Here is a 19,450-nt window from a genome sequence, read left to right on the forward strand (position 1 = left end):
AATTCATTGAAAAAATCCGGTACCATGGACGACGCAATATGCAAACAGCATCCTTAAAGAATGGCACGTTGAAGATAGGCACGCGGGGCAGCAAGCTTGCTCTCGCCCAGGCTTACGAGACGCGTCGCCGCCTTATGGAGGCACATGGTCTGCCGGAAGAAGCCATTGAAATCATTCCCATGTCGACGGCGGGCGACCGTATTCAGGATCGCGCGCTTTCCGAGATCGGCGGCAAGGGGCTTTTTACCGAAGAGATCGAGCAGGCGCTGACGGATGGTCGAATCGATCTTGCGGTCCATTCGACCAAGGATATGCCGACGGTTCTGCCCGATGGTCTGCATCTTTCTGTTTTCCTTGAGCGCGAAGATCCGCGCGATGCCTTTATCGGTCGTACGGCCTCCCGCCTTATCGATCTGCCGCAGGGTGCAACTGTTGGATCGTCATCATTGCGTCGTCAGGCTTTGATCCGCCGTCTTCGTCCCGACATTCAAGTGGTGATTTTCCGCGGCAATGTCGATACTCGCCTTCGCAAACTGGAAGCCGGAGAAGTCGACGGGACGTTTCTCGCCTGTGCGGGGTTGCGGCGTCTGGGGCTAGGCGATGTCATTACAGACCTGGCCGATCCGGAAAGCTTCCCGCCTGCGCCGGGACAAGGTGCCATCGGCATCGAGACCCGTATCGGCGATACGCGTATCGACACGCTGCTGGCGCCCCTTGCGCATCGCGAGACTGGTATTGCACTTGCCTGCGAACGGGCATTTCTGGCTGCCCTTGACGGTTCCTGCCGCACGCCGATTGCCGGTCTTGCAACCGTGAACGGCGATACGGTTTCCTTTCACGGCATGATTTTGAAGCCGGACGGGTCTGAAGCGCACGAGATAAGGACGGAAGGTCCGGCATCAAATGCCGCCGTTCTTGGCAAAGAAGCCGCGGAGCATCTGCGCGCGAAGGCTGGTCCCCAATTCTTCGAGGGCTGGGAGTAGATTTGGCGGGGCCAGCACAAATCGCATCTCTTGGTCGCGTTCTGGTGATGCGGCCACAGCCGGCTGGCTCCGAGACTGCCGCCAAACTGGCGTCGAGAGGCTATGAGCCGGTTCTCCTTCCACTGAGCCGAACCGTTGCGCTTTCCTTTGCTCTGCCCGATGGCCCGTTTGCGGCTTTGACAGTGACGAGCGCCAATGCCTTTCACCATATCGACACGGAACGGCTGAAGCCGTTTCTTGGCCTGCCGCTCTTTGCTGTGGGACAGGGAACAGCGCAGGCAGCGCAGAAGGCCGGGTTCGGTCATGTGATCGACGGGGGCGGTGATGCGGTTCGTCTTGCAGCGACGATGCGGCGCGATCTTCCCGAACAATCCCGTGTTCTTTATCTCGCCGGACGGGTGCGCCAACCGGTGTTCGAGGACGAGATACAGGCCGCCAAACTCGATATGCATGTTGCCGATGTCTATGACACGGAGACAATTCCTTATTCTGCGTCAGCACTTCGGAATGTGCTTGACGGCGCGCCTTTTGTCGCGGTCATGCTCTATTCCGGCGTTGCCGCGACGAGCTTCGTCGAAGCGATGCATGAAATCGCGCCGCCTTTTGACGAGAAAACGCGGTTTTTATGCATTTCTGCCCGTGTGGCCGACCGGTTGCCGTCGCTCTGGCGGGCAAATGCGCTTGTCGCAGACCATCCGGATGAAGGCGGACTTTTCCGGCTGTTTGCCAAACTTTGACTCATTTCGGCGCAACCTTCCTTCATCTGGCGATTTTATCTGTTAGAGTTTGAGGCAACCAATCGGCATTTACGAGAGGATCCATGGCGAAACCCGGCACTCCGCGACACTCCAAATCGGCCCGTAATCCTGTGACAATCAATCTTGATCCATCGGATGTGAAGCGGGTTGACGAACCGGCGAAGGCGACGCCAGATGCGGAGCCGGTGGGAAATTTCTCAAAATCTGAAACCCCGAAGCCTGTATCACCCAAACCCGAAGCGACGACTGCCGAAAAGACCGTGAAGACGGAAACGCCGGAAAGTTCGACTTATACCAAACCACCTTTTACCTCGGGCGTGAAACCGGAAACCCAGCAGACTGCTCAAAAGAGCGGTGCGGGCGCGTCGCATCTTCTGGCCGGTATTGCTGGTGGTGTAATCGGGCTTGGCGGTTTGCTGGCGCTGCAATGGGGCAATGTTATCCCCTCTCCGGGCGCGAGAGTGACAGCGGAACAGCTTGCGCATATGGAACAGCAGATCGCCGACTTGCGGACCAATCCGACGCCGGCGCCGCTTGACGATACAAGCCGCGCGCAGCTTGCGGCTCTGGAAAAGAATGTTCAGGCAGCCGAGATCAAGGCAGAGGCGGTGGCAGGTTCCTTCGCCGATCTTCAGCAGCAATTTGCCGCCTTGCCGAAAGAGGCTGAGCAGGACGCGGCAGTCGATACCACTGCTCTGACCGAGCGGTTGGACGCGCTGGAAAGCAAGCTTTCAGCGACACAGAGCCGGGCGGATGAGGCGACAGCCGGAGTTTCGGGAAACAGCGGCACGATTTCATCGCTCGAATCGAAACTGACCTCCTTGCAGGAGAAGGTCACCCAGGCTTCACGCCAGCCCGATGCGACGGCGCTTATAGCGGCCAATGCGCTGAAAACGGCGATTGATCGTGGTGGTTCTTTCAAGGCGGAACTGGACACTTACGCTTCGGTTGCACCGGACGAGGCATCCATCGAACAGCTGCGCGCCCACGCTGACAAGGGCGTTCCGACCGTTGCCGACCTGAATGCGTGGTTCGGTGCTGTTGCGAACCGGATCGTCGCGACGGAAAACAAGCTGCCTGCCGATGCCGGAATTTGGGATCAGCTTGTCGCCAGCGCCAGAGGACTGGTAAGCGTGCGCCCGGTTGCGGGCAATGTCACCGGCACTGGTGCCGGACCGATCACGGCCCGAATGGAGGCCGCCTTGCAGGCGGGTGATCTGGAGCGTGCTCTCAGCGAATGGGAACAGTTGCCTGCTGATGCCAAGGCTACCTCGCAGGAATTCGCTGATCAGATTCGGGCGCGGCGTGACGCTGATGCACTGGTGCAGCGCCTCGTTGCCGACAGCTTGAAACCCAAGTCGTCTATGGGTGAAACCGGCGAGGCTCCGGCCTCTTCCGGTCAGTAGGAGGCGGGCCGATGCTGCGTGTCCTGTTCTATTTCGTCGTCGTTGCCGCGCTTGGTTTCGGCTTTGCCTGGCTTGCGGACCGTCCGGGTGAACTTGATGTCACTTTTGCGGGCAATCATTACAATGTACCGCTGATAACCGCTGTTGCGGGGATCGTTGCCATCGTCGCGGCCATCCTGATCCTGTGGTGGCTGGTCAAGAGCATCATCCAGTCACCTTACACGCTGCGCAGGCATTTTCGTGCGCGCAAGCGTGATCGTGGTTATCAGTCGCTTTCAACCGGATTGATTGCAGCCGGGGCCGGCGATGCGGAAGCAGCGCGCCGCATGACCAAGCAGGCCGGCAAATTGCTGAGTTCCGATCAGGAGCCGCTGATAAAGCTTCTCGAAGCGCAGACCGCTATGCTGGAAGGGCGCACGGAAGATGCCCGCAAAGGCTTCGAAGCGATGGTGGATGATCCCGAGACACGGTTGCTCGGTTTGCGCGGGCTTTACATCGAAGCCCAGCGCGTTGGCGCTCTCGATGCCGCACGCCATTATGCCGCCGAAGCCGCGAGCCAAGCGCCGCAGCTTGAATGGGCCTCGTCAGCCATGATGGGCCAGCTTTGTGCCGAGGGCGACTGGGATGCGGCGCTGAAGCTTGTCGATGCACGCAAACAGGCACTCGCCCATAGCAAGGATGTGGTGAAGAAAGAACGCGCCGCACTTTTGACCGCCAAGGCGATGGCAGTCGCCGATGTTGATCATGCGCAGGCAAAGGCGCTGGCGCTGGAGGCAAACAAGCTGACACCCGATCTGGTGCCTGCTGCCGTGGTTGCCGCGCGTGCGCTTTTTTCCGATGGCGATATGCGAAAAGGTTCGAAAATTCTGGAAGCGGCCTGGAAGCGGTTTCCGCATCCTGACATTGCCTCAACCTATGTCTATGCACGATCCGGCGATACGGCACAGGATCGATTGAAGCGTGCAAAGCATCTCGTATCGCTGCGATCCAACAATGCCGAGGGCAGTCTTGCGCTGGCGCGCGCTGCCTATGAGGCGGGTGATTATCGCCTTGCCCGTGACAGTGCCGAGCAGGTTCTGCGTGCTTCGCCGCGCGAAAGCGCCTATCTGTTGCTGGCCGATATTGAAGAAGCTGAAACGGGCGATCAGGGTAAGGTTCGTGAATGGCTGGCGCGAGCCGTCAAAGCGCCGCGTGATCCCGCTTGGACCGCCGACGGTTATGTTTCAGAACAATGGTCGCCTGTATCGCCGGTTACGGGACGCCTCAACAGCTTCGAGTGGAAGGTTCCCGTCGTGGAACTTGCTCCAGCCATTGAAGCGGAAAAACCTGAAATCAAAGGCCCGGTGGAAGCAAAGTCGGGCAATCCGCTGGTTCTTGCAGAGCCGAAAGACAAGGCTGGCGTAGTGGATGCATCAGCCGTCGTGGAGAGAAAGTCGCCTGTTCGCGATGTTGAGGAAGCTGAAGTCATCGTGCCCGCCGCCGAGCCGGTCAAGGTATCGCCAGCCCCTTCGGTAAAGAAGGTCGAGGAGGTGAAGTCGCCTGTCCCAAATGTGGTCGCGACTGATGACGATAGGGAAGACGAGCCGCGTCGCGCGCATCTGGTGGTGGACGATCCGGGTGTTGACGAAAACAAATCTTCACAAAAAGCCCAGAGTGGATTGAGGCTTTTCTGATCAGGCTTCCGAGAAATCGTTGCCGAAAAACAACGCAGCCCATCTCTTGGACGGTAAACGGTTGCGCAAGACTGTTTACCGTCTTGCGTGGCGCATTCAGCTCGTTACCTTCGATGTTGCTAACAAAGATGCCGGAATCGCCGTAACGGCTGGCAAGTCGCAAACATGGCAGCGAGGGTGAATGTTCGATCGTCTTCTGGATTTTTTAAAAGAACTCCCGGCCGGCGGTTTTCGTGACCGGAGCGAAAAATTTTCCAATGATGATCCACGACTGGCCGCCGCCGCTTTGCTTTATCACATCATGGATGCCGACGGCGAAACGCGGGAAAGCGAGCGTAAGAAGCTTTCTTCGATGCTGTCACAGAAATATGGCCTTAAAGGCGACAGTCTGAAACAACTCATCCAGGCAGCGGAAAAAGCCGATCAGGAAGCGATTGACCTTTCGGATTTCACTTCGGTTCTGAAGCGGCAGCTCGATTATCAGGCTCGCCTAGACCTGATCGGACTGATGTGGGAAATGGTCTACGCCGACGGCAAGGTGAGCGAAGTCGAGGCCGACGTAATGTGGCGCGTGGCCGAACTCGTCGGCATCCGGCAGGACGACAGGAATGCCATTCAGGATCGCATGGACAAGGCGAATCGTAGCACGTCCGCCTCCTGATCATCTCTGATTTGAGAGATCAAGTCCGTCCCTGCAGGTGACGGGCCTTGCGCAATTGCGGGAACATTGCCGCCCAGGCAACAGCAACGGCGATTGATCCCAATCCACCGATGACGACAGCGGGAACAGCGCCGATGGCCGCAGCCATCAGGCCGGCGCGAAACTCGCCCAGTTCATTCGATGCACCGACAAAGACCATGTTGACGGCATTGACACGACCGCGCACGTGATCGGGTGTCCAAAGCTGCATAAGCGTTTCACGGATATAGACGCTGATCATGTCAGCCGCACCTGCAAGTGCCAGAGCAATGACCGACAGCCATGTCAGGGTCGAGACCCCGAAGATAATATTGAACAGACCGAACAGGCCGACGAAGACGAACATCACGCGACCTGCATGGTCGCGGATCGGGTGTCCGGCCAGCCAGACGGCGGTAAGAACGGCGCCGATACCGGGAGCGGATCGCAGCAGGCCGAGACCCCACGGACCGAGATCGAGGATGTCGCGTGCGTAAATCGGCAGCAGCGCCACCGTTCCACCAAGGAGAACGGCAAAGAGGTCGAGCGAGATGGCGCCAAGGACGATCTTTTCCTTCCAGATGTAGCGGAAGCCAGCGAGCATGCTTGTCAGCGAGCGCTGCTCGGCAAGCGTGTGCTGTTTGGGCTTTGGAATGGAAAAGATCAGCACGGAGCCGATCAGCAGGAACAGCGTGGCGACGGAATAGGCTGCAACCGGCGAAATGCCATAGAGCAGACCACCTGCGACAGGTCCCACGATTGTTGCCACCTGCCATGCAGATGAATTCCACGAAACGGCGTTGGCGAAATCCTCGGTCGGCACGAGATTGACGACCAGCGATGCTGAGGAGGGTCCGAGAAATGCGCGCGCAACGCCGAAAAGTGTGAGTGAGGCAAAGACCGTCAGGGGCTCGAACAGACCGGCGAGCGTCAGACCGAGCAGCAGTGCGGTCACCACGCTTTCCAGGATAAGTGACAAGCCCATGATGAAGCGTCTGCCGAAGCGGTCGGCAGCAGCACCGGTTACCAGAACCAGCAACAGGGCCGGTAGAAATTGCACCAGTCCGACCATGCCCAGATTGAAGGCGTCGCGGGTGAGGTCATAAATCTGCCAGCCCACTGACACACTCACGATTTGCACCGCAAATGCGCTCAGGAAACGGGCGCCCCAGTATTTTTTGAAGGCAGAGTGCCGGAAAGCTGCGTAACGATCCGCAGAAGAAGCATCGGTAGAGGGGGACATTGCTCATAACATCTGGAGCATTTCCAGCAAAAGTGCGTAGCAGCTTTGCGTCGGATAATGCGTTACAACAAGAAGATAGATGTTACTTACAGCATCCTTCCCATGATCGGAACCATTTTTTGTGCGGCTCTGTTCGAGACGATTGCAAAAGAGCCCTGAAAGCAAGAAAGGCCGGAATGAACCGGCCTTTCATTGTTGTCGTTCTGGATCAATCCTTGCCGAGCAGGCCTTTCCAGATGATCGCGCCGATAGCCGCGCCGACGAGTGGCGCAACCCAGAACAGCCAGAGCTGGCTGAGTGCTGCCGTATCGGCGAAGAGAGCAACACCGGTCGAGCGGGCCGGATTTACCGACGTATTGGTGACCGGGATCGAAATCAAATGGATCAGGGTGAGACCGAGACCGATGGCAATCGGGGCAAAACCAGCTGGAGCCAGCGACGAGGTGGAGCCCAGAATGATGATAAGGAAGAAGGCCGTCAGGATAACCTCGATGAGCAGGCCCGCCATCATGCTGTAGCCGCCCGGTGAAAGTTCACCATAGCCGTTGGAAGCGAGGCCACCGGCGGAGAAGCCTTCTTTGCCCGAGGCGATAAGGAAGAGAACTGCGGCGGCGGCAATGGCGCCCAGAACCTGTGCAACCCAGTAAGGGATCAGGTCCTTGGCTGGAAGACGACCAGCCACCATGAGGCCCAAGGAGACAGCCGGGTTGAAATGGCCGCCGGAAATGCCGCCCACAGCATAAGCCATGGTCAGGACAGTCAAACCGAAGGCGAGAGCAACGCCGAGAAAGCCGATGCCCAGTTCAGGGAAGGCTGCGGCGAGGATTGCGCTGCCGCAGCCCCCGAAAACAAGCCAGAATGTTCCGAAAAATTCAGCCGACAATTTGTTCAGCATGGAAATCCCCAGGGTTGGTGTAGTGAAAAATGCCATATGCGAATCATTTAGCAAGAAGCATATAATCGTCTTTTTCTTCGGACAATCATGTTTAACTTGATTGGAGGCTTTTGTTCTCTGTGGATTTTTCCCGTCATTTCAGTAAACGAAAAAGCTATTCTTCGTATATTCGTGTTTGCTTTTATATCTCTTCTAAATTGGGTTTTGATGGATAGTAAGAGTTGGTCGGCTGGGCTTTTTTAAAAGCTGTCGATCCCGCTCAGCTATATTGCGGAGAAGGGCGGCGGCACGTTATAAGCGCAGATGTCGAACGGGCGACGCCGGCCAATGCAAGATCGATTGGCAGGGATTTCGCGGGGCAGATTGGAGTTGTCAGCCTTGAACACTCATCGTGGGACGAAAACACAAAGGCTTGTTCTAAATGCCGTTAGGGTCGTTCCGATTGTTGCGGCGCTATCCGGCTGCACGGCAACTGCGTGGACGGAAAAGGTGAAGATCGACAGCACGCCAATGCCAACCGAATGCGCGGGCTGGCAGAAGATCGATCTCAAACAGCGCACGACGCTGGTTCTTTTACGCGAAGACCCGCGCCTTGTGGTCGATATCGATGCGCATAATCTCAAAGGGCGTAATCTCGGTTGCTGGCAGTAGCCGGAGGCGCCAGGCTCGTTTTTTGGATCGGCCTTGCTAGGCCGGGGTGGCCAATCGCACATCGACTTTCTCGATGGTGCCGCGCAGCGCCGGAAGCATCGTTTCGAAGTCGATATATGCACCCGGTTTCAGCATTGCTTCACCAGGAGCCAGACGGCGTTCGCGTTTGCTGCCGTCGCTATAGGTGATCATGACGATCAGCGGCGGCGTGGCGCGTTCTTCGGATGTGGTGTTCCGGATGCGGCCGCCGACACTCAGAATCTTGCCCTTGTCATGCATTCCGACGCTGGTTTTGAGATCAGTAAGCTGAAGTGCCGAAATGAGCGGCAAGGTTGGCTGCCCGCCGGAAAGAGGTTTGCCGGCAAGCAGTGTATATCCGCCCGCCATCCAGAAAGCGGTTGTCGCGCAAAGAGCGACGAAAACCCAATATCCGAATCCCGGCCATCCGCTGGGAAGACTTGTTTCGGACATCAGCTTGCGTGGGGCGAGCGGCTTCTGCGGAATGCCGTACGAGAGGAATTTCCGGGGTGATGACCCCGGAACGATGGTTTCGAATTCGGCGTCTTCAATCAGTCCGGCATCGGAAGCAAACCGTGTCGTGCGATGGTTTTCGCACGAAGGCGCGCGCGACATCTGCGCTGTCGATGGTTGTTTCGCCATCATGCCGTCATCTTCCTTTGCGTTTTTCGCCCCTTCGACCGGTGCCACACACTGGCTCATAATGGTTAATGCTTCATGGCCGCAGCCTCGGTCACGCATTTTTTAAGGCTCGTTCGAGCGGAATTAACGCAACATTAACCATAGAGGATAAAGGTCGATTTGATATCGATGTCATCCGTGCGTCGTTCAGCGTGCGGACAATTGAAGAGAAACAGCCCGGTGATACGTTTCGAGAATGTCGGCCTGCGATATGGAATGGGTCCTGAGATCCTGCGCGATGTCAGTTTCCATATTCCGCCGCGTTCATTCCAGTTTTTGACCGGCCCTTCCGGGGCAGGAAAGACGTCGCTCATGCGCCTTCTTTTCATGGCCCTGAAGCCGACGCGCGGTCTTATCAATATTTTCGGCAAGGATGTTGCGCGGCTCAATCATGCGGAAATTCCGCTTCTGCGCCGTCGTATCGGCATCGTGTTCCAGGATTTCCGCCTGCTCGACCATATGACCACCTATGAGAATGTGGCACTTCCACTGCGCGTGCGCGGAAAGGAAGAGGCAACCTATCGTCATGAGGTGGAGGAACTTCTCCATTGGGTCGGGCTCGGCGACCGCATGAATGTGCTGCCGCCGGTTCTTTCAGGCGGTGAGAAGCAGCGCGCAGCGATTGCGCGCGCGCTCATTGATCAGCCGGAACTTCTTCTGGCCGACGAACCGACCGGCAATGTCGACCCGCCGCTTGCGAAGCGTCTGCTGCGCCTTTTCACCGAGCTGAACCGTTCGGGCACGGCTGTGATTATCGCGACCCACGACCTTTCCCTGATGGAGCAGGTGGATGCGCGACGCATGATCCTCGAACATGGGCGGCTCGACATCTATGATTGATGCAAAGAACGCCTGGCGACGTATACTGGATGACATCCGGGCCCGTTTCGAAGACCTCAAGGACATGCTGCTCGTTCGTATCGGCAAACGCCGGAAGCGTCAGGGACCGAGTCCCATCGTTCCTGATGGCAGCGTAACGGGAACCGCACTTGTCATCGTGATCGCGATCATGACCTTTCTGGCATGCCTGACGATGGGCGGCGTGACGCTCGTTCGCGCCTCGGCCGCTGCCTGGCAGAGCCAGATAGCTCGCGAAGCCACGATCCAGATCCGGCCTGTCGACGGGCAGGATATGGAAAAGGCGTTGGCTCAGGCCAGCGAAATCGCGCGTGGTTTTGCCGGTGTGAAAGGCACCAGCATCATCGACAAGGATGCGACCGCCCGGTTGCTCGAACCATGGCTCGGCAGTGGCCTTAACATCGATGAATTGCCTGTGCCGCGTCTTGTCGTCGTTACGATCGATGAAAATGCGCCACCTGATTTCGAAACCATGCGGACTGAAATCACCCGCGCCATTCCGGCTGCGACTTTCGATGATCACCGCACCTGGGTCGACCGTCTCGTCTCCATGGCGCATACGACGGTGTTCGTCGGCACAGGCGTTCTCTCGCTTGTGATCGCTGCGACCGTTCTAACTGTTATCTTTGCCACGCGCGGTGCGATGTCCGGCAATGGCCATATTATCGAGGTTCTGCATTTCATCGGCGCGGAATCGAAATTCGTGGCGCGCGAGTTTGAATGGCACTTCTTCCGCACAGCACTGAAAGGCGCGCTGTGCGGTGGCGCGGCGGCAATGCTGGTCTTCCTGATGTTTTCCTGGTGGGCGTCGAGCCATATGGCGACACCTGAAGGCGATCAGGCTGCCGCCATGTTCGGTAATTTCGCCATCGGGCGCGATGGCTATATCGGCGCTGCCGTCATCATTATTCTGGTCAGTTTCCTGACCATGCTGACCAGCCGCCTGACGGTGATCCGCCAGCTTGCAACCATGGACGGTCCGGGAGTGCGCTCCGAATGAAGACCTTTTCCGATACAGACGCTTTCAAGACAAGATTTTCGTCTGCTTCTCCGACTTCTCGCCGCAATGCTGGCTATGATGGAAGAAGAGATGGTACGCGAATCCCGCAAGCGCTATCGGGCGGGCACCGGTCGAGTGACGATGCAGTGGCACAGAGGCAGACAGCAAACGGGTTTTCTTCAGGAGATGTGGTCTGGCGCCGCAGCCGGAATGGCGCTCACCTGCAATCTCTTGCACTTGCCTCCGGCAATTTCCTATGGTCTGTCATGATGCGCATGTTCAGACGTCTCCAGCCCGTTTCCATCGTTTTGTTTGTTATTCTTCTGGCGTTTCTCGTCGGCTTCGTCGCGTTCGGTGAAAAGGTCACCAGCATGCAGCCGCCGGCTATCGATGAGCCTGCCGATGCCATCATCGTTCTCACCGGTGGCCAGTCCAGAATTCAGGCTGCGGTTGATCTTCTGAAGGACAAGCGAGGAAAGCGGCTTCTGATCAGTGGTGTTCATCCGGCGACCAATGAAAAGGCACTGCAGCGTGCGACCCATGCCGACCAGAGTCTCTTCGATTGCTGTGTCGATCTCGACCGGTCGGCACTCAACACCATTGGCAACGCGACCGAAAGCGAACGCTGGATTCGTACCAACAACTATCGTCGCGTGATCCTGGTCACCAACAACTACCATATTCCGCGCAGCACGCTGGAAATGTCCTATCGCATGAAGGATGTGGAATTCATTCCCTATCCGGTCGTGAACGGGGACCGCCGCGAACATAGCTGGGTTTCCGAAGGCGACACATTGCGCGTGCTCTTTATCGAATATGTGAAATATCTTGGCGCCGCTGTCCGTGTGGGTACGACCGAACTGTTCGGAACGCAGACCAATCAGGGTGTAACGACCGAGAATTGATCTTGCTGCCGGATTACGATTTCCTGATGGAAATGGCCGTTCTTCCTGATATATCGATGCCGTCACTTTCTGCAGAAAGTCCAGAATTCGTGCGTGATCGTTTACCGGAAGTCGGGAACGAAAATGCTTTAGCCAGGGTCTCCACCGACTGATGCTTCTCTATCTGCGCTCAATCTTGTTCAATGCGGCGTTTTATATCTGCACACTGGTTCAGATGATCGTCTATACGCCTTTCTATTTTCTTCTGCCCCGCAAGAAGGCCTGGATTGTGCCGAAGCTGTGGGCACGGGTCAATCTCTGGCTCCAGAAGCATATTGTCGGCACCGACTATGTGGTTGAAGGATTGGAGAACATTCCTGAGGGCGCTTATATCTGTGCGCCAAAGCACCAGTCTGCCTGGGATACCTATGCTTTCCTGCCCTATCTTGACGATCCCGTGCTGATCCTGAAGCGGGAATTGATGCGCATTCCGCTTTTTGGCTGGTATATCGCGAAAATGCAGATGATCCCGGTCGATCGCGGTTCTCGCGTCAAGGCACTGCATTCCATCACCAAGGGCGCGGAAAAGGCGATTGCGGAAGGCCGCCAGATTCTTATCTATCCAGAAGGTACGCGTCGGGCGCCAGGTGCTCCACCGCACTATAAATATGGCATCGTCCATCTTTACGAAGCGCTCAATCTGCCGGTTTTGCCTATTGCGCACAATGCAGGCCTCTACTGGCCACGCCGCAAGTTTCTGCGTTATCCGGGAACCATTCGCGCCCGTATTCTGCCGCCAATTCCGGCAGGTCTTCCGAAGGATGAATTTCTCAAAAGATTGATTGAAACGACCGAGACGGCCTGCGACGAATTTCTGGTCGCCGCCAGCCGCGATCCCAATCCACCACCCATGCCACCGACTGCCGTTCAAAGACTGAACGAACTCGGCGCCTAACCCTCACAGCATGTTAACGGCCTGATCACGTTCAATTGCGTTGCGGGAACGACAATTCGCCGCGTTTTCTAGAACTTTCGTTTTTCTTGCGCGCAACCTTGAAACCCGTTATCAGAGCCCGACACGAAAGGACACATCATGAATATTGATGCCATCTCCATCGGCTCCAATCCTCCTGAAGACGTCAACGTCATCATTGAAGTGCCTGTCGGCGGCCAGCCGATCAAGTACGAGATGGACAAGAAGGCCGGCGCCCTCATCGTCGACCGCTTCCTCTATACGCCAATGACCTATCCGGGCAATTACGGCTTCGTGCCACATACGCTTTCGGAAGACGGTGACCCGATTGACGTTCTCGTCTGCAACACCCGTCCGCTGGTTCCCGGCTGCGTGATCAATGTTCGCCCGATCGGCGTTCTGGTCATGGAAGACAATTCCGGCAAGGACGAGAAGATCATTGCAGTACCGTCGCCGCACCTGACGCGCCGCTATGAGAAGATTCACGACTATACCGATATGCCGGAGATCACTCTGAAGCAGATCGCGCACTTCTTCGAACACTACAAGGATCTGGAACCCGGCAAGTGGGTCAAGATCGGTGACTGGGGTGACGAAGATTACGCACGCAAGTTCATCGTCGAAGCTATCGAACGCGCCAAGGGCAAGTAAGCAACAGCTTCCCGATCCGTTTAGAGCGCCGATCTGATTGGATCAGATCGGCGCTCTAACTTTTTCTATCTTAAGCTTAATCTTATCGATCCTCGTTTCACTCCGGTCGGATTATGCTCTAGAACAACAGCGCCCGGCAATGTCCGGGCGCTTTTGTTTTTAGGCTTGCGAGTGATGCGCTTACAGGAAAAGCGGCAGCAGCGTCGTCCACATGAACTGGCGGATGAAGAAGATGATCAGCAGCAGGACGATCGGTGAAATATCGATGCCGCCGAGATTGGGTAAGATATTGCGGATCGGCCGCAGAACGGGTTCCGTCACCTTGTAGAGAAACTCACCGATCGAAGCCACGAAACGGTTGCCGGAATTGACGACATTGAACGCATAGAGCCACGAGAAGATGGCACTCGCTATAATGATATAGGTGTAGATATCGAGCGCCAAATCAATGGTGCGGAACAATGCGATCATGGAGGCCTCCTTGGCAATTGGCCGAGATGTAGCGGTTGCATCGGGCAAGAACAAGGGCCGAGCGATTGAACGCCGGTATTTTTGAGGCGCGCGGTGTGTGTTTCTAGGCGCTGGAACCGCCCGTTTGATGTTGGATAGTGTGGTGAATGAGATCGTTGACATGTTCCAGCCAATGATCGCGTACCCGCATGTTGCGCAGATGCTGGAGCGTATTGGCGACATAATCCACATTGGCCCCGGAATCGCCGTGAGCAGATGCGACGATCGCTGCGGCACTCTCAGGTGAAAGCGATCCGGCATATTGAATGTGGTGCCGGTCTGCGACATAGGTGACCGCATCGACATTGCGACCGTCAGCGAGGCGCAGGCGCAGATGCTTTTCGTGATAGACTTGGTTCGACATTTCACGTTCGCGCAGATAGGTCATCACTTCGCCAGTCATGTCACCAGGCACGCGAAAAGCGATGCCGAGACATGAGCCACCGGTGTCCAGGCCCAGGACCAGACCCGGTTGGTCCGGCGTTCCGCGATGGACATGCGAATAGATGCACAGGCTGCGCCTGTAGCCGTAAAGACGCGCCCGGACGGTCTCCACATGTGCAAAGCCCGGTCGCCACATCAGCGAGCCATAGCCGAAAACCCAGAAATCGTTCATTCGCCTGTCATTGAGAGCTGTGGTCATGAAGGGTGTCCATAATGGATCAGTGGACGCCGATTTCCACCGGTAATCAACGGATATCCCTCGATTTTTCTTCTCAATCGCTTCACAAGGCACATTCCTGCCATAATATGGCCAACAGTCGGGAGGAGCAAAACATATCGGGGTTTGGAATGTTCAGTCTGACCCCGGAGCGAGGCTCTTCGAAACAACCGTCTGATTAATGTAAGGCTTTTTGAAATGGCGCATACTGGAATGAACGCATCGAAGTCCAGAAAGCGTCCCATCGCGCTCATTGTCATTCTGCTTGTCTTGATCGCTGGCTATACAGCGGGCTGGTTCTATATCGCAAACAGGCTAGAGGCACGAGCCAAGGCCGACATGGCCAAGCTTGCCTCTCAGGGCGTCGGCGTGAAATGCGAAGACTTGCGCATGGGCGGCTATCCGTTGCGCGTCAATGTCGTCTGCGACAGCATTTCCTGGCAGCGTCCTTCTGAAGGCATGGCGTTCCGCGCAGGGCGCTTCACCTCGGGTTCCCCGGTCTATGCGCCACGTTCCCTCTCGAACGATCTGACAGGACCCGCCTTCATCGAATTTCCGGGGCTGGAACCGCTGGAAGTCAACTGGAGCAAGTTTACCTCCAACACCCGGCTGGCACGTCCGTTCCCGACAGAGATTGAGCTCGCCGCGCGTGAAGTGGCTGTCGGTCTTCGCACCGAAGCCACCACGACAGTGCCGCTCAGCACGCTTGAGCAGATGGATTTCCGCATGAGCGCCTCGGGTGACACATTGAAGGTCAATGGTCGCTTTGCCGGTCTGAAACTTGCCAAGGCAGCGATTGGTACAGCCACCAGCCCTGAAATCGACGGTGTGGCGGATATCGATGTGTCCGATGCCGCGACGTTGCTCGCAAAGGGCGATGCTCCTTTTCATGAACGGTTGCGCGGGCATTCCGGTACCGTCAATCAGGCTTTCCTGTCCATGCCCAATGGAGCGATGGTTTCGGTAGCCGGGCCGTTTTCGGTCGATGCTGACGGGCTGATTAATGCCGATGTGAAGCTGACACTGGTCAACCCGCAATCGCTGGCGCAGGCTGGTCAGACAGTGTTTCCCGAGCAGGGTGGCAATATCGCTACCGTTTTGTTTGCTCTCTCGGCCATGCCGAAAGATGAAAACGGCAATCCCGTGATGGAGATTGCCGTTCGCAAGGGTAAGGTCAGCGCTGGATTTATTCCGCTCGGGCGGTTGCCTGCGCTGTAGCGCAATATGCGCCCTATTTTTGCTCGCTGGTACGCGTTGCAGCCTGACGGCCGAAATCAGGCGCATCCACTTCCTGACCTGCATCGATGATGCCGCGCCGGACAGCGCGCGTGCGCGTGAAAAGGTCGAACAGCGCTTCACCATCCCCCCAGCGGATCGAGCGCTGAAGCGAGGCGAGATCTTCCGAAAAACGCCCGAGCATTTCGAGGATGGCATCCTTGTTGTGCAGGCATACATCGCGCCACATCGTCGGATCGGATGCGGCCAGTCGTGTGAAATCGCGGAAACCGGAAGCCGAGTATTTGATGACTTCCGACTTGGTCACCTGTTCCAGATCACTGGCTGTGCCAACGATATTGTAGGCGATGATGTGCGGCAGATGCGAGACAATGGCCAGCACCAGATCGTGGTGCTGCGGGTCCATGCGATCAAGCCGTGAGCCGCAGGCGACCCAGAACTCGCTCAGCTTTTCGAGAGCTGCTTCACTCGTGTCGGGCAGGGGCGTCAGAATGCACCAGCGATTGGTGAAAAGCTCTGCAAAGCCTGCATCGGGGCCGGAATACTCTGTACCCGCCAGCGGATGACCGGGAATGAAATGCACATTGTCCGGCAGTTCCGGTTGCATCTGCGCAATCACGGAAGCCTTGGTGGAGCCAACATCGGTGACGATGGCACCGGGCTTGAGGTTTGCCGCGATCTGGCGTGCAACCGTTCCTGACGAGCCAACCGGCACAGATACAATGATCAGATCGGCATCCTTGACGGCCTCCGCACTGTCGGTGGTGTAGCTGTCACCGAGACCCAGTTCCTCGGCCCGCTTCAGTGTTTCACTGCTGCGTGTGGCGATGGCGATATGATCGGCGAGCTTTTCGCGTCGAATGACACGCGCCAGCGATGAGCCGATAAGGCCGATGCCGATCAGGGCGATCTTGTTGAAATGGATCGTGGACATTGTTCTACTTCAAAAATTCGGTCAGGGCGGCGACGACGCCACGATTGGCTTCCTCCGGTCCGACCGTCATGCGCAAGGCATTGGGGAACCCGTAACCGCCGACGCGACGCAGTATATAGCCACGCTTGGAGAGCCACTCGTCGGCCTTGTCGGCGGAATGCGCGCCATTGTCCGAAAAATGGATCAGCAGGAAGTTCGTGACTGACGGCGTAACCCGAAGACCAAGTCTGGTGAACTCTTCGGTCAGCCAGCCAAGCCATTTGTCGTTGTAGGTGATCGATTTTTCGACGTGGGCGCGGTCGCGGATGGCCGCAGCACCGGCGGCAATGGCGGCTGAATTCATATTGAATGGCCCGCGGATGCGATTGACGGCATCGACCACATGCAGAGGCGCATACATCCAGCCAATACGCAGACCCGGAAGCCCGTGGATTTTCGAAAAAGTGCGCGTCATGACAACATTCTCGTTGGATGAAACGAGTTCGAGGCCCGATTCATAGTCATTGCGACGAACATATTCTGCATAGGCCGCATCGAGAACCAGAAGCACATACTTCGGCAATCCGGCATGAAGGCGGCGGACTTCCTCGAAAGGCAGATAGGTTCCGGTTGGATTGGCCGGATTGGCGATGAAGACGATCTTCGTGCGCGGCGACAGGCCAGCCAGAATGGCATCCACGTCGATACGCTCGTTCTTCTCCTTCACCGTGATCGGCGTCGCGCCGGCACCCAGCGTCTGGATCTTGTAGACGGCAAAACCGTGCTCCGTGATGATGGCTTCGTCGCCCGGAGCAAGATAGGTCTGGCAGATCAGGCCAAGCAGTTCGTCGGAACCATTGCCGCACAGGATGTTGGCCATGTTGAGCCCCTGCGTTTCGGCAATTGCCTCACGCAGCGCCAGGGCCTGCCCATCGGGATAAAGCTCCAGCTTCTCGCCTGCGTGTCGATAGGCTTCGACCGCATGCGGGCTTGGCCCGATCGGCGTTTCGTTGGAGGAGAGCTTATAGACCTTGGCAACGCCTTCCACATGTTCCTTACCGGGTACGTAGGCTGCGATATCGAGCAGGCCTGCCTTGGGCTGGGGACGGGTAAGGTTCTGCGTATCGGTCATGATTTTGGCTCCGCCAAAAGGTCAATGTTAAAGTTACGATGGGTTAAAGTTACGATGGCGGCATATCCCGCCATTGCGTCTAAGTCGAGAAAAACCTTGTTCGGTAATACTTGCAGACCGCAGCAACTGTACGTTTTCCCGGGCGATGATGCGCAAATGCCCTAACTCTTTCGATCTGTCTTGCTGGTCCGTGCCGGTGTTTTCCGCAATCCGCCGACAGGCGTTCCCTGAGGTGCGAGAACCGGAACGAAGACACGGCGCGAGGAGCGCTGTGCGACAGGCAGTCCCTGATAAAGACGCTTCTGCGCTTCCACCACCAGAACGCCTGAAAAGACCGGCCACAGCCTCCGCCCCATGCCTTCCAGCGCCAGACAGGGCCGCATCATCCATCGGCGCGTAGCGGGTGGGAAATGCAAGGCGTCGCTGACCGTACTGACGGTGAAATTCGCTTCACGCAGCAGGGTCGTCAGCTGTGTGCGGCTATAAGGTCGCCCGCTGCCGAAGGGTGTATGCTCGAAGCGGGCCCAGACACCGCGCCGGTTCGGCACCACGATGACGAGCCGCCCATTGGGGGCGAGGACGCGCCACATCTCTTTCAGCGTTTCTGTCGGATTTTCCGCATACTCCAGCGCATGCACCATAAGCACCCGATCGATCGAGGAATCGGGTAGCGGCAGTTCCTCATCGAAAACAAGCGCTGTTGCCGTTTTCTCTACTGAGGGCCAGGCGACGGCTCCCTGACCGGCAGGCATGAAGGCGAATGTCCGCTCCGTATCGGCGCTGAAGCGGTCGAGATAGGGCAGGCTGTAGCCCATGCCGACAAGCCGCTCTCCCGGCACGTGACCCCATAGGCCGGCAAGCGCCATGCGAATGGCGCGTTCCGCGAGATGGCCCAGCGTGGTGTCGTAAAATGATCGCAGTTCGATGATGTCTGGATGCATGAATGTCACGCTATATGAAATCTTAACGCTGGGAAATGGAGAAGCCGGAGCATCTTCATCTGGTGGGGTGCAATTTCCTCAAACCATGCTATAGAGCGTGCCTTTCCGGCGCCTTTGATCGCGCCAAAGTCTGCGCGAAAGCGAACGATCAGGAGAAGCAGCAGATGCCCGAAGTCGGTGGCAAGACAATCGAAGTTCTCTTTAGCCCGGACGAGATTGCCGGTCGCAATCTCGAGCTCGCCAAGGCCATTGCTGAACGCAAGTTCCACAACCTGCTGACGATTTCGATCCTGAAGGGCTCCTTCATCTTTGCAGCCGACCTCATCCGCGCAATGCATGATGCGGGCGTGGAGCCCGATGTCGAATTCATCACGGTTTCAAGCTACGGCAAGGGCACGACAAGCGCCGAAGTTCGTCTTCTGCGCGATATCGACAGCGATGTTCGCGACCGCGATGTACTGCTGATCGATGATATTCTGGAGTCTGGAAAGACACTGAAATTCGTTCGCGAACTTATGCTGGAACGCGGAGCGCGGAGCGTCAGCATTGCTGTTCTTCTCGACAAGAGCGTGCGCCGCAAAGTCGATCTTGATGCCGATTTCGTGGCTTTCGAATGCCCCGACTATTTTGTCGTCGGTTATGGCATGGACGTTGGGCACGCCTTCCGCCAGTTGCCCTTTGTCGGTCGTGTGATGGATTAAGGC

General features: G+C 57.0%; 22 protein-coding genes. 14 read left to right on the forward strand and 8 right to left on the reverse strand.

Features of this window, described 5'->3' with window-relative positions:
- Positions 1 to 38: 38 nt before the first annotated feature.
- The 5 genes from hemC to AC1RHM_RS19320 all read left to right on the forward strand — a co-directional run bounded on the left by hemC (position 39) and on the right by AC1RHM_RS19320 (position 5,481).
- Entirely contained in the window at positions 39 to 983 is a 945-nt protein-coding gene (gene hemC, locus AC1RHM_RS19300) for a hydroxymethylbilane synthase (protein ID WP_010657552.1), read from the forward strand.
- Positions 984 to 1,030: 47 nt separating this feature from the next.
- A complete protein-coding gene (locus AC1RHM_RS19305; protein WP_043061810.1) occupies positions 1,031 to 1,720 on the forward strand; it encodes a uroporphyrinogen-III synthase in 690 nt (229 codons plus the stop codon).
- A gap of 83 nt (positions 1,721 to 1,803) precedes the next feature.
- Complete coding sequence (locus tag AC1RHM_RS19310; RefSeq protein ID WP_010657550.1) at positions 1,804 to 3,147, forward strand: COG4223 family protein; 1,344 nt, start codon at positions 1,804 to 1,806, stop codon at positions 3,145 to 3,147.
- 11 nt (positions 3,148 to 3,158) lie between these two features.
- A complete protein-coding gene (locus AC1RHM_RS19315; RefSeq protein ID WP_010657549.1) occupies positions 3,159 to 4,820 on the forward strand; it encodes a heme biosynthesis protein HemY in 1,662 nt (553 codons plus the stop codon).
- Positions 4,821 to 5,001: 181 nt separating this feature from the next.
- Positions 5,002 to 5,481 (forward strand): tellurite resistance TerB family protein, encoded by a 480-nt coding sequence (locus tag AC1RHM_RS19320; protein WP_010657548.1) that lies wholly within the window; start codon positions 5,002 to 5,004, stop codon positions 5,479 to 5,481.
- A 19-nt stretch (positions 5,482 to 5,500) separates the two neighbouring features.
- Here AC1RHM_RS19320 and AC1RHM_RS19325 read toward each other — a convergent pair whose 3' ends face one another.
- A complete protein-coding gene (locus AC1RHM_RS19325) occupies positions 5,501 to 6,742 on the reverse strand; it encodes an MFS transporter (protein ID WP_010657547.1) in 1,242 nt (413 codons plus the stop codon).
- Positions 6,743 to 6,950: 208 nt separating this feature from the next.
- Entirely contained in the window at positions 6,951 to 7,637 is a 687-nt protein-coding gene (aqpZ, locus tag AC1RHM_RS19330; protein WP_010657546.1) for an aquaporin Z, read from the reverse strand.
- 378 nt (positions 7,638 to 8,015) lie between these two features.
- On the opposite strand from aqpZ, the gene AC1RHM_RS19335 reads away from it, so the two are divergent.
- Positions 8,016 to 8,288 carry a hypothetical protein gene (locus tag AC1RHM_RS19335; protein ID WP_010657545.1) on the forward strand — a complete coding sequence of 91 codons (273 nt, stop codon included), beginning with the start codon at positions 8,016 to 8,018 and terminating at the stop codon, positions 8,286 to 8,288.
- Positions 8,289 to 8,324: 36 nt separating this feature from the next.
- Here AC1RHM_RS19335 and AC1RHM_RS19340 read toward each other — a convergent pair whose 3' ends face one another.
- Positions 8,325 to 8,951 (reverse strand): hypothetical protein, encoded by a 627-nt coding sequence (locus tag AC1RHM_RS19340; protein WP_050897419.1) that lies wholly within the window; start codon positions 8,949 to 8,951, stop codon positions 8,325 to 8,327.
- A gap of 252 nt (positions 8,952 to 9,203) precedes the next feature.
- On the opposite strand from AC1RHM_RS19340, the gene ftsE reads away from it, so the two are divergent.
- The 6 genes from ftsE (at position 9,204) to ppa (ending at position 13,353) form a co-directional block, all read left to right on the forward strand.
- A complete protein-coding gene (ftsE, locus tag AC1RHM_RS19345) occupies positions 9,204 to 9,827 on the forward strand; it encodes a cell division ATP-binding protein FtsE (RefSeq protein ID WP_029375806.1) in 624 nt (207 codons plus the stop codon).
- The gene (locus AC1RHM_RS19350; protein ID WP_010657542.1) at positions 9,802 to 10,845 is read left to right on the forward strand and encodes a cell division protein FtsX; all 1,044 of its coding nucleotides are present in this window, start codon (positions 9,802 to 9,804) and stop codon (positions 10,843 to 10,845) included. The genes ftsE and AC1RHM_RS19350 overlap by 26 nt, the downstream gene beginning before the upstream one ends.
- Positions 10,846 to 10,935: 90 nt before the next feature.
- On the forward strand, positions 10,936 to 11,115 hold the full coding sequence (locus AC1RHM_RS19355; protein ID WP_029375804.1) for a hypothetical protein: 180 nt from the start codon (positions 10,936 to 10,938) through the stop codon (positions 11,113 to 11,115).
- Positions 11,034 to 11,750, forward strand: coding sequence for a YdcF family protein (locus AC1RHM_RS19360; protein WP_235926325.1), 717 nt, complete (start codon positions 11,034 to 11,036; stop codon positions 11,748 to 11,750). The genes AC1RHM_RS19355 and AC1RHM_RS19360 overlap by 82 nt, the downstream gene beginning before the upstream one ends.
- Before the next feature lie 151 nt (positions 11,751 to 11,901).
- Positions 11,902 to 12,684: a lysophospholipid acyltransferase family protein gene (locus AC1RHM_RS19365; protein ID WP_010657540.1), complete on the forward strand. Its 783-nt coding sequence runs from the start codon at positions 11,902 to 11,904 to the stop codon at positions 12,682 to 12,684.
- A gap of 138 nt (positions 12,685 to 12,822) precedes the next feature.
- Complete coding sequence (gene ppa, locus AC1RHM_RS19370) at positions 12,823 to 13,353, forward strand: inorganic diphosphatase (protein WP_010657539.1); 531 nt, start codon at positions 12,823 to 12,825, stop codon at positions 13,351 to 13,353.
- Between the two features lie 180 nt (positions 13,354 to 13,533).
- Here ppa and AC1RHM_RS19375 read toward each other — a convergent pair whose 3' ends face one another.
- Positions 13,534 to 13,824, reverse strand: coding sequence for a YggT family protein (locus tag AC1RHM_RS19375; RefSeq protein ID WP_010657538.1), 291 nt, complete (start codon positions 13,822 to 13,824; stop codon positions 13,534 to 13,536).
- 103 nt (positions 13,825 to 13,927) lie between these two features.
- Positions 13,928 to 14,506, reverse strand: coding sequence for a gamma-glutamylcyclotransferase (locus AC1RHM_RS19380; RefSeq protein ID WP_029375803.1), 579 nt, complete (start codon positions 14,504 to 14,506; stop codon positions 13,928 to 13,930).
- Between the two features lie 216 nt (positions 14,507 to 14,722).
- On the opposite strand from AC1RHM_RS19380, the gene AC1RHM_RS19385 reads away from it, so the two are divergent.
- Positions 14,723 to 15,742 (forward strand): DUF2125 domain-containing protein, encoded by a 1,020-nt coding sequence (locus tag AC1RHM_RS19385; RefSeq protein ID WP_029375802.1) that lies wholly within the window; start codon positions 14,723 to 14,725, stop codon positions 15,740 to 15,742.
- A 13-nt stretch (positions 15,743 to 15,755) separates the two neighbouring features.
- Here the strand turns inward: AC1RHM_RS19385 and AC1RHM_RS19390 are convergent, their stop codons facing one another.
- The 3 genes from AC1RHM_RS19390 to AC1RHM_RS19400 form a co-directional block, all read right to left on the reverse strand.
- Entirely contained in the window at positions 15,756 to 16,694 is a 939-nt protein-coding gene (locus AC1RHM_RS19390) for a prephenate/arogenate dehydrogenase family protein (protein ID WP_010657535.1), read from the reverse strand.
- Between the two features lie 4 nt (positions 16,695 to 16,698).
- A complete protein-coding gene (gene hisC / locus AC1RHM_RS19395; protein ID WP_010657534.1) occupies positions 16,699 to 17,805 on the reverse strand; it encodes a histidinol-phosphate transaminase in 1,107 nt (368 codons plus the stop codon).
- 161 nt (positions 17,806 to 17,966) lie between these two features.
- Entirely contained in the window at positions 17,967 to 18,746 is a 780-nt protein-coding gene (locus AC1RHM_RS19400; RefSeq protein WP_010657533.1) for a class I SAM-dependent methyltransferase, read from the reverse strand.
- A 164-nt stretch (positions 18,747 to 18,910) separates the two neighbouring features.
- Between AC1RHM_RS19400 and hpt the strand changes: the two genes are divergently transcribed.
- Complete coding sequence (gene hpt / locus AC1RHM_RS19405; protein ID WP_010657532.1) at positions 18,911 to 19,447, forward strand: hypoxanthine phosphoribosyltransferase; 537 nt, start codon at positions 18,911 to 18,913, stop codon at positions 19,445 to 19,447.
- Positions 19,448 to 19,450 lie beyond the last annotated feature (3 nt).

Source organism: Brucella sp. GW823-FHT04E01 (genome assembly GCF_058796175.1).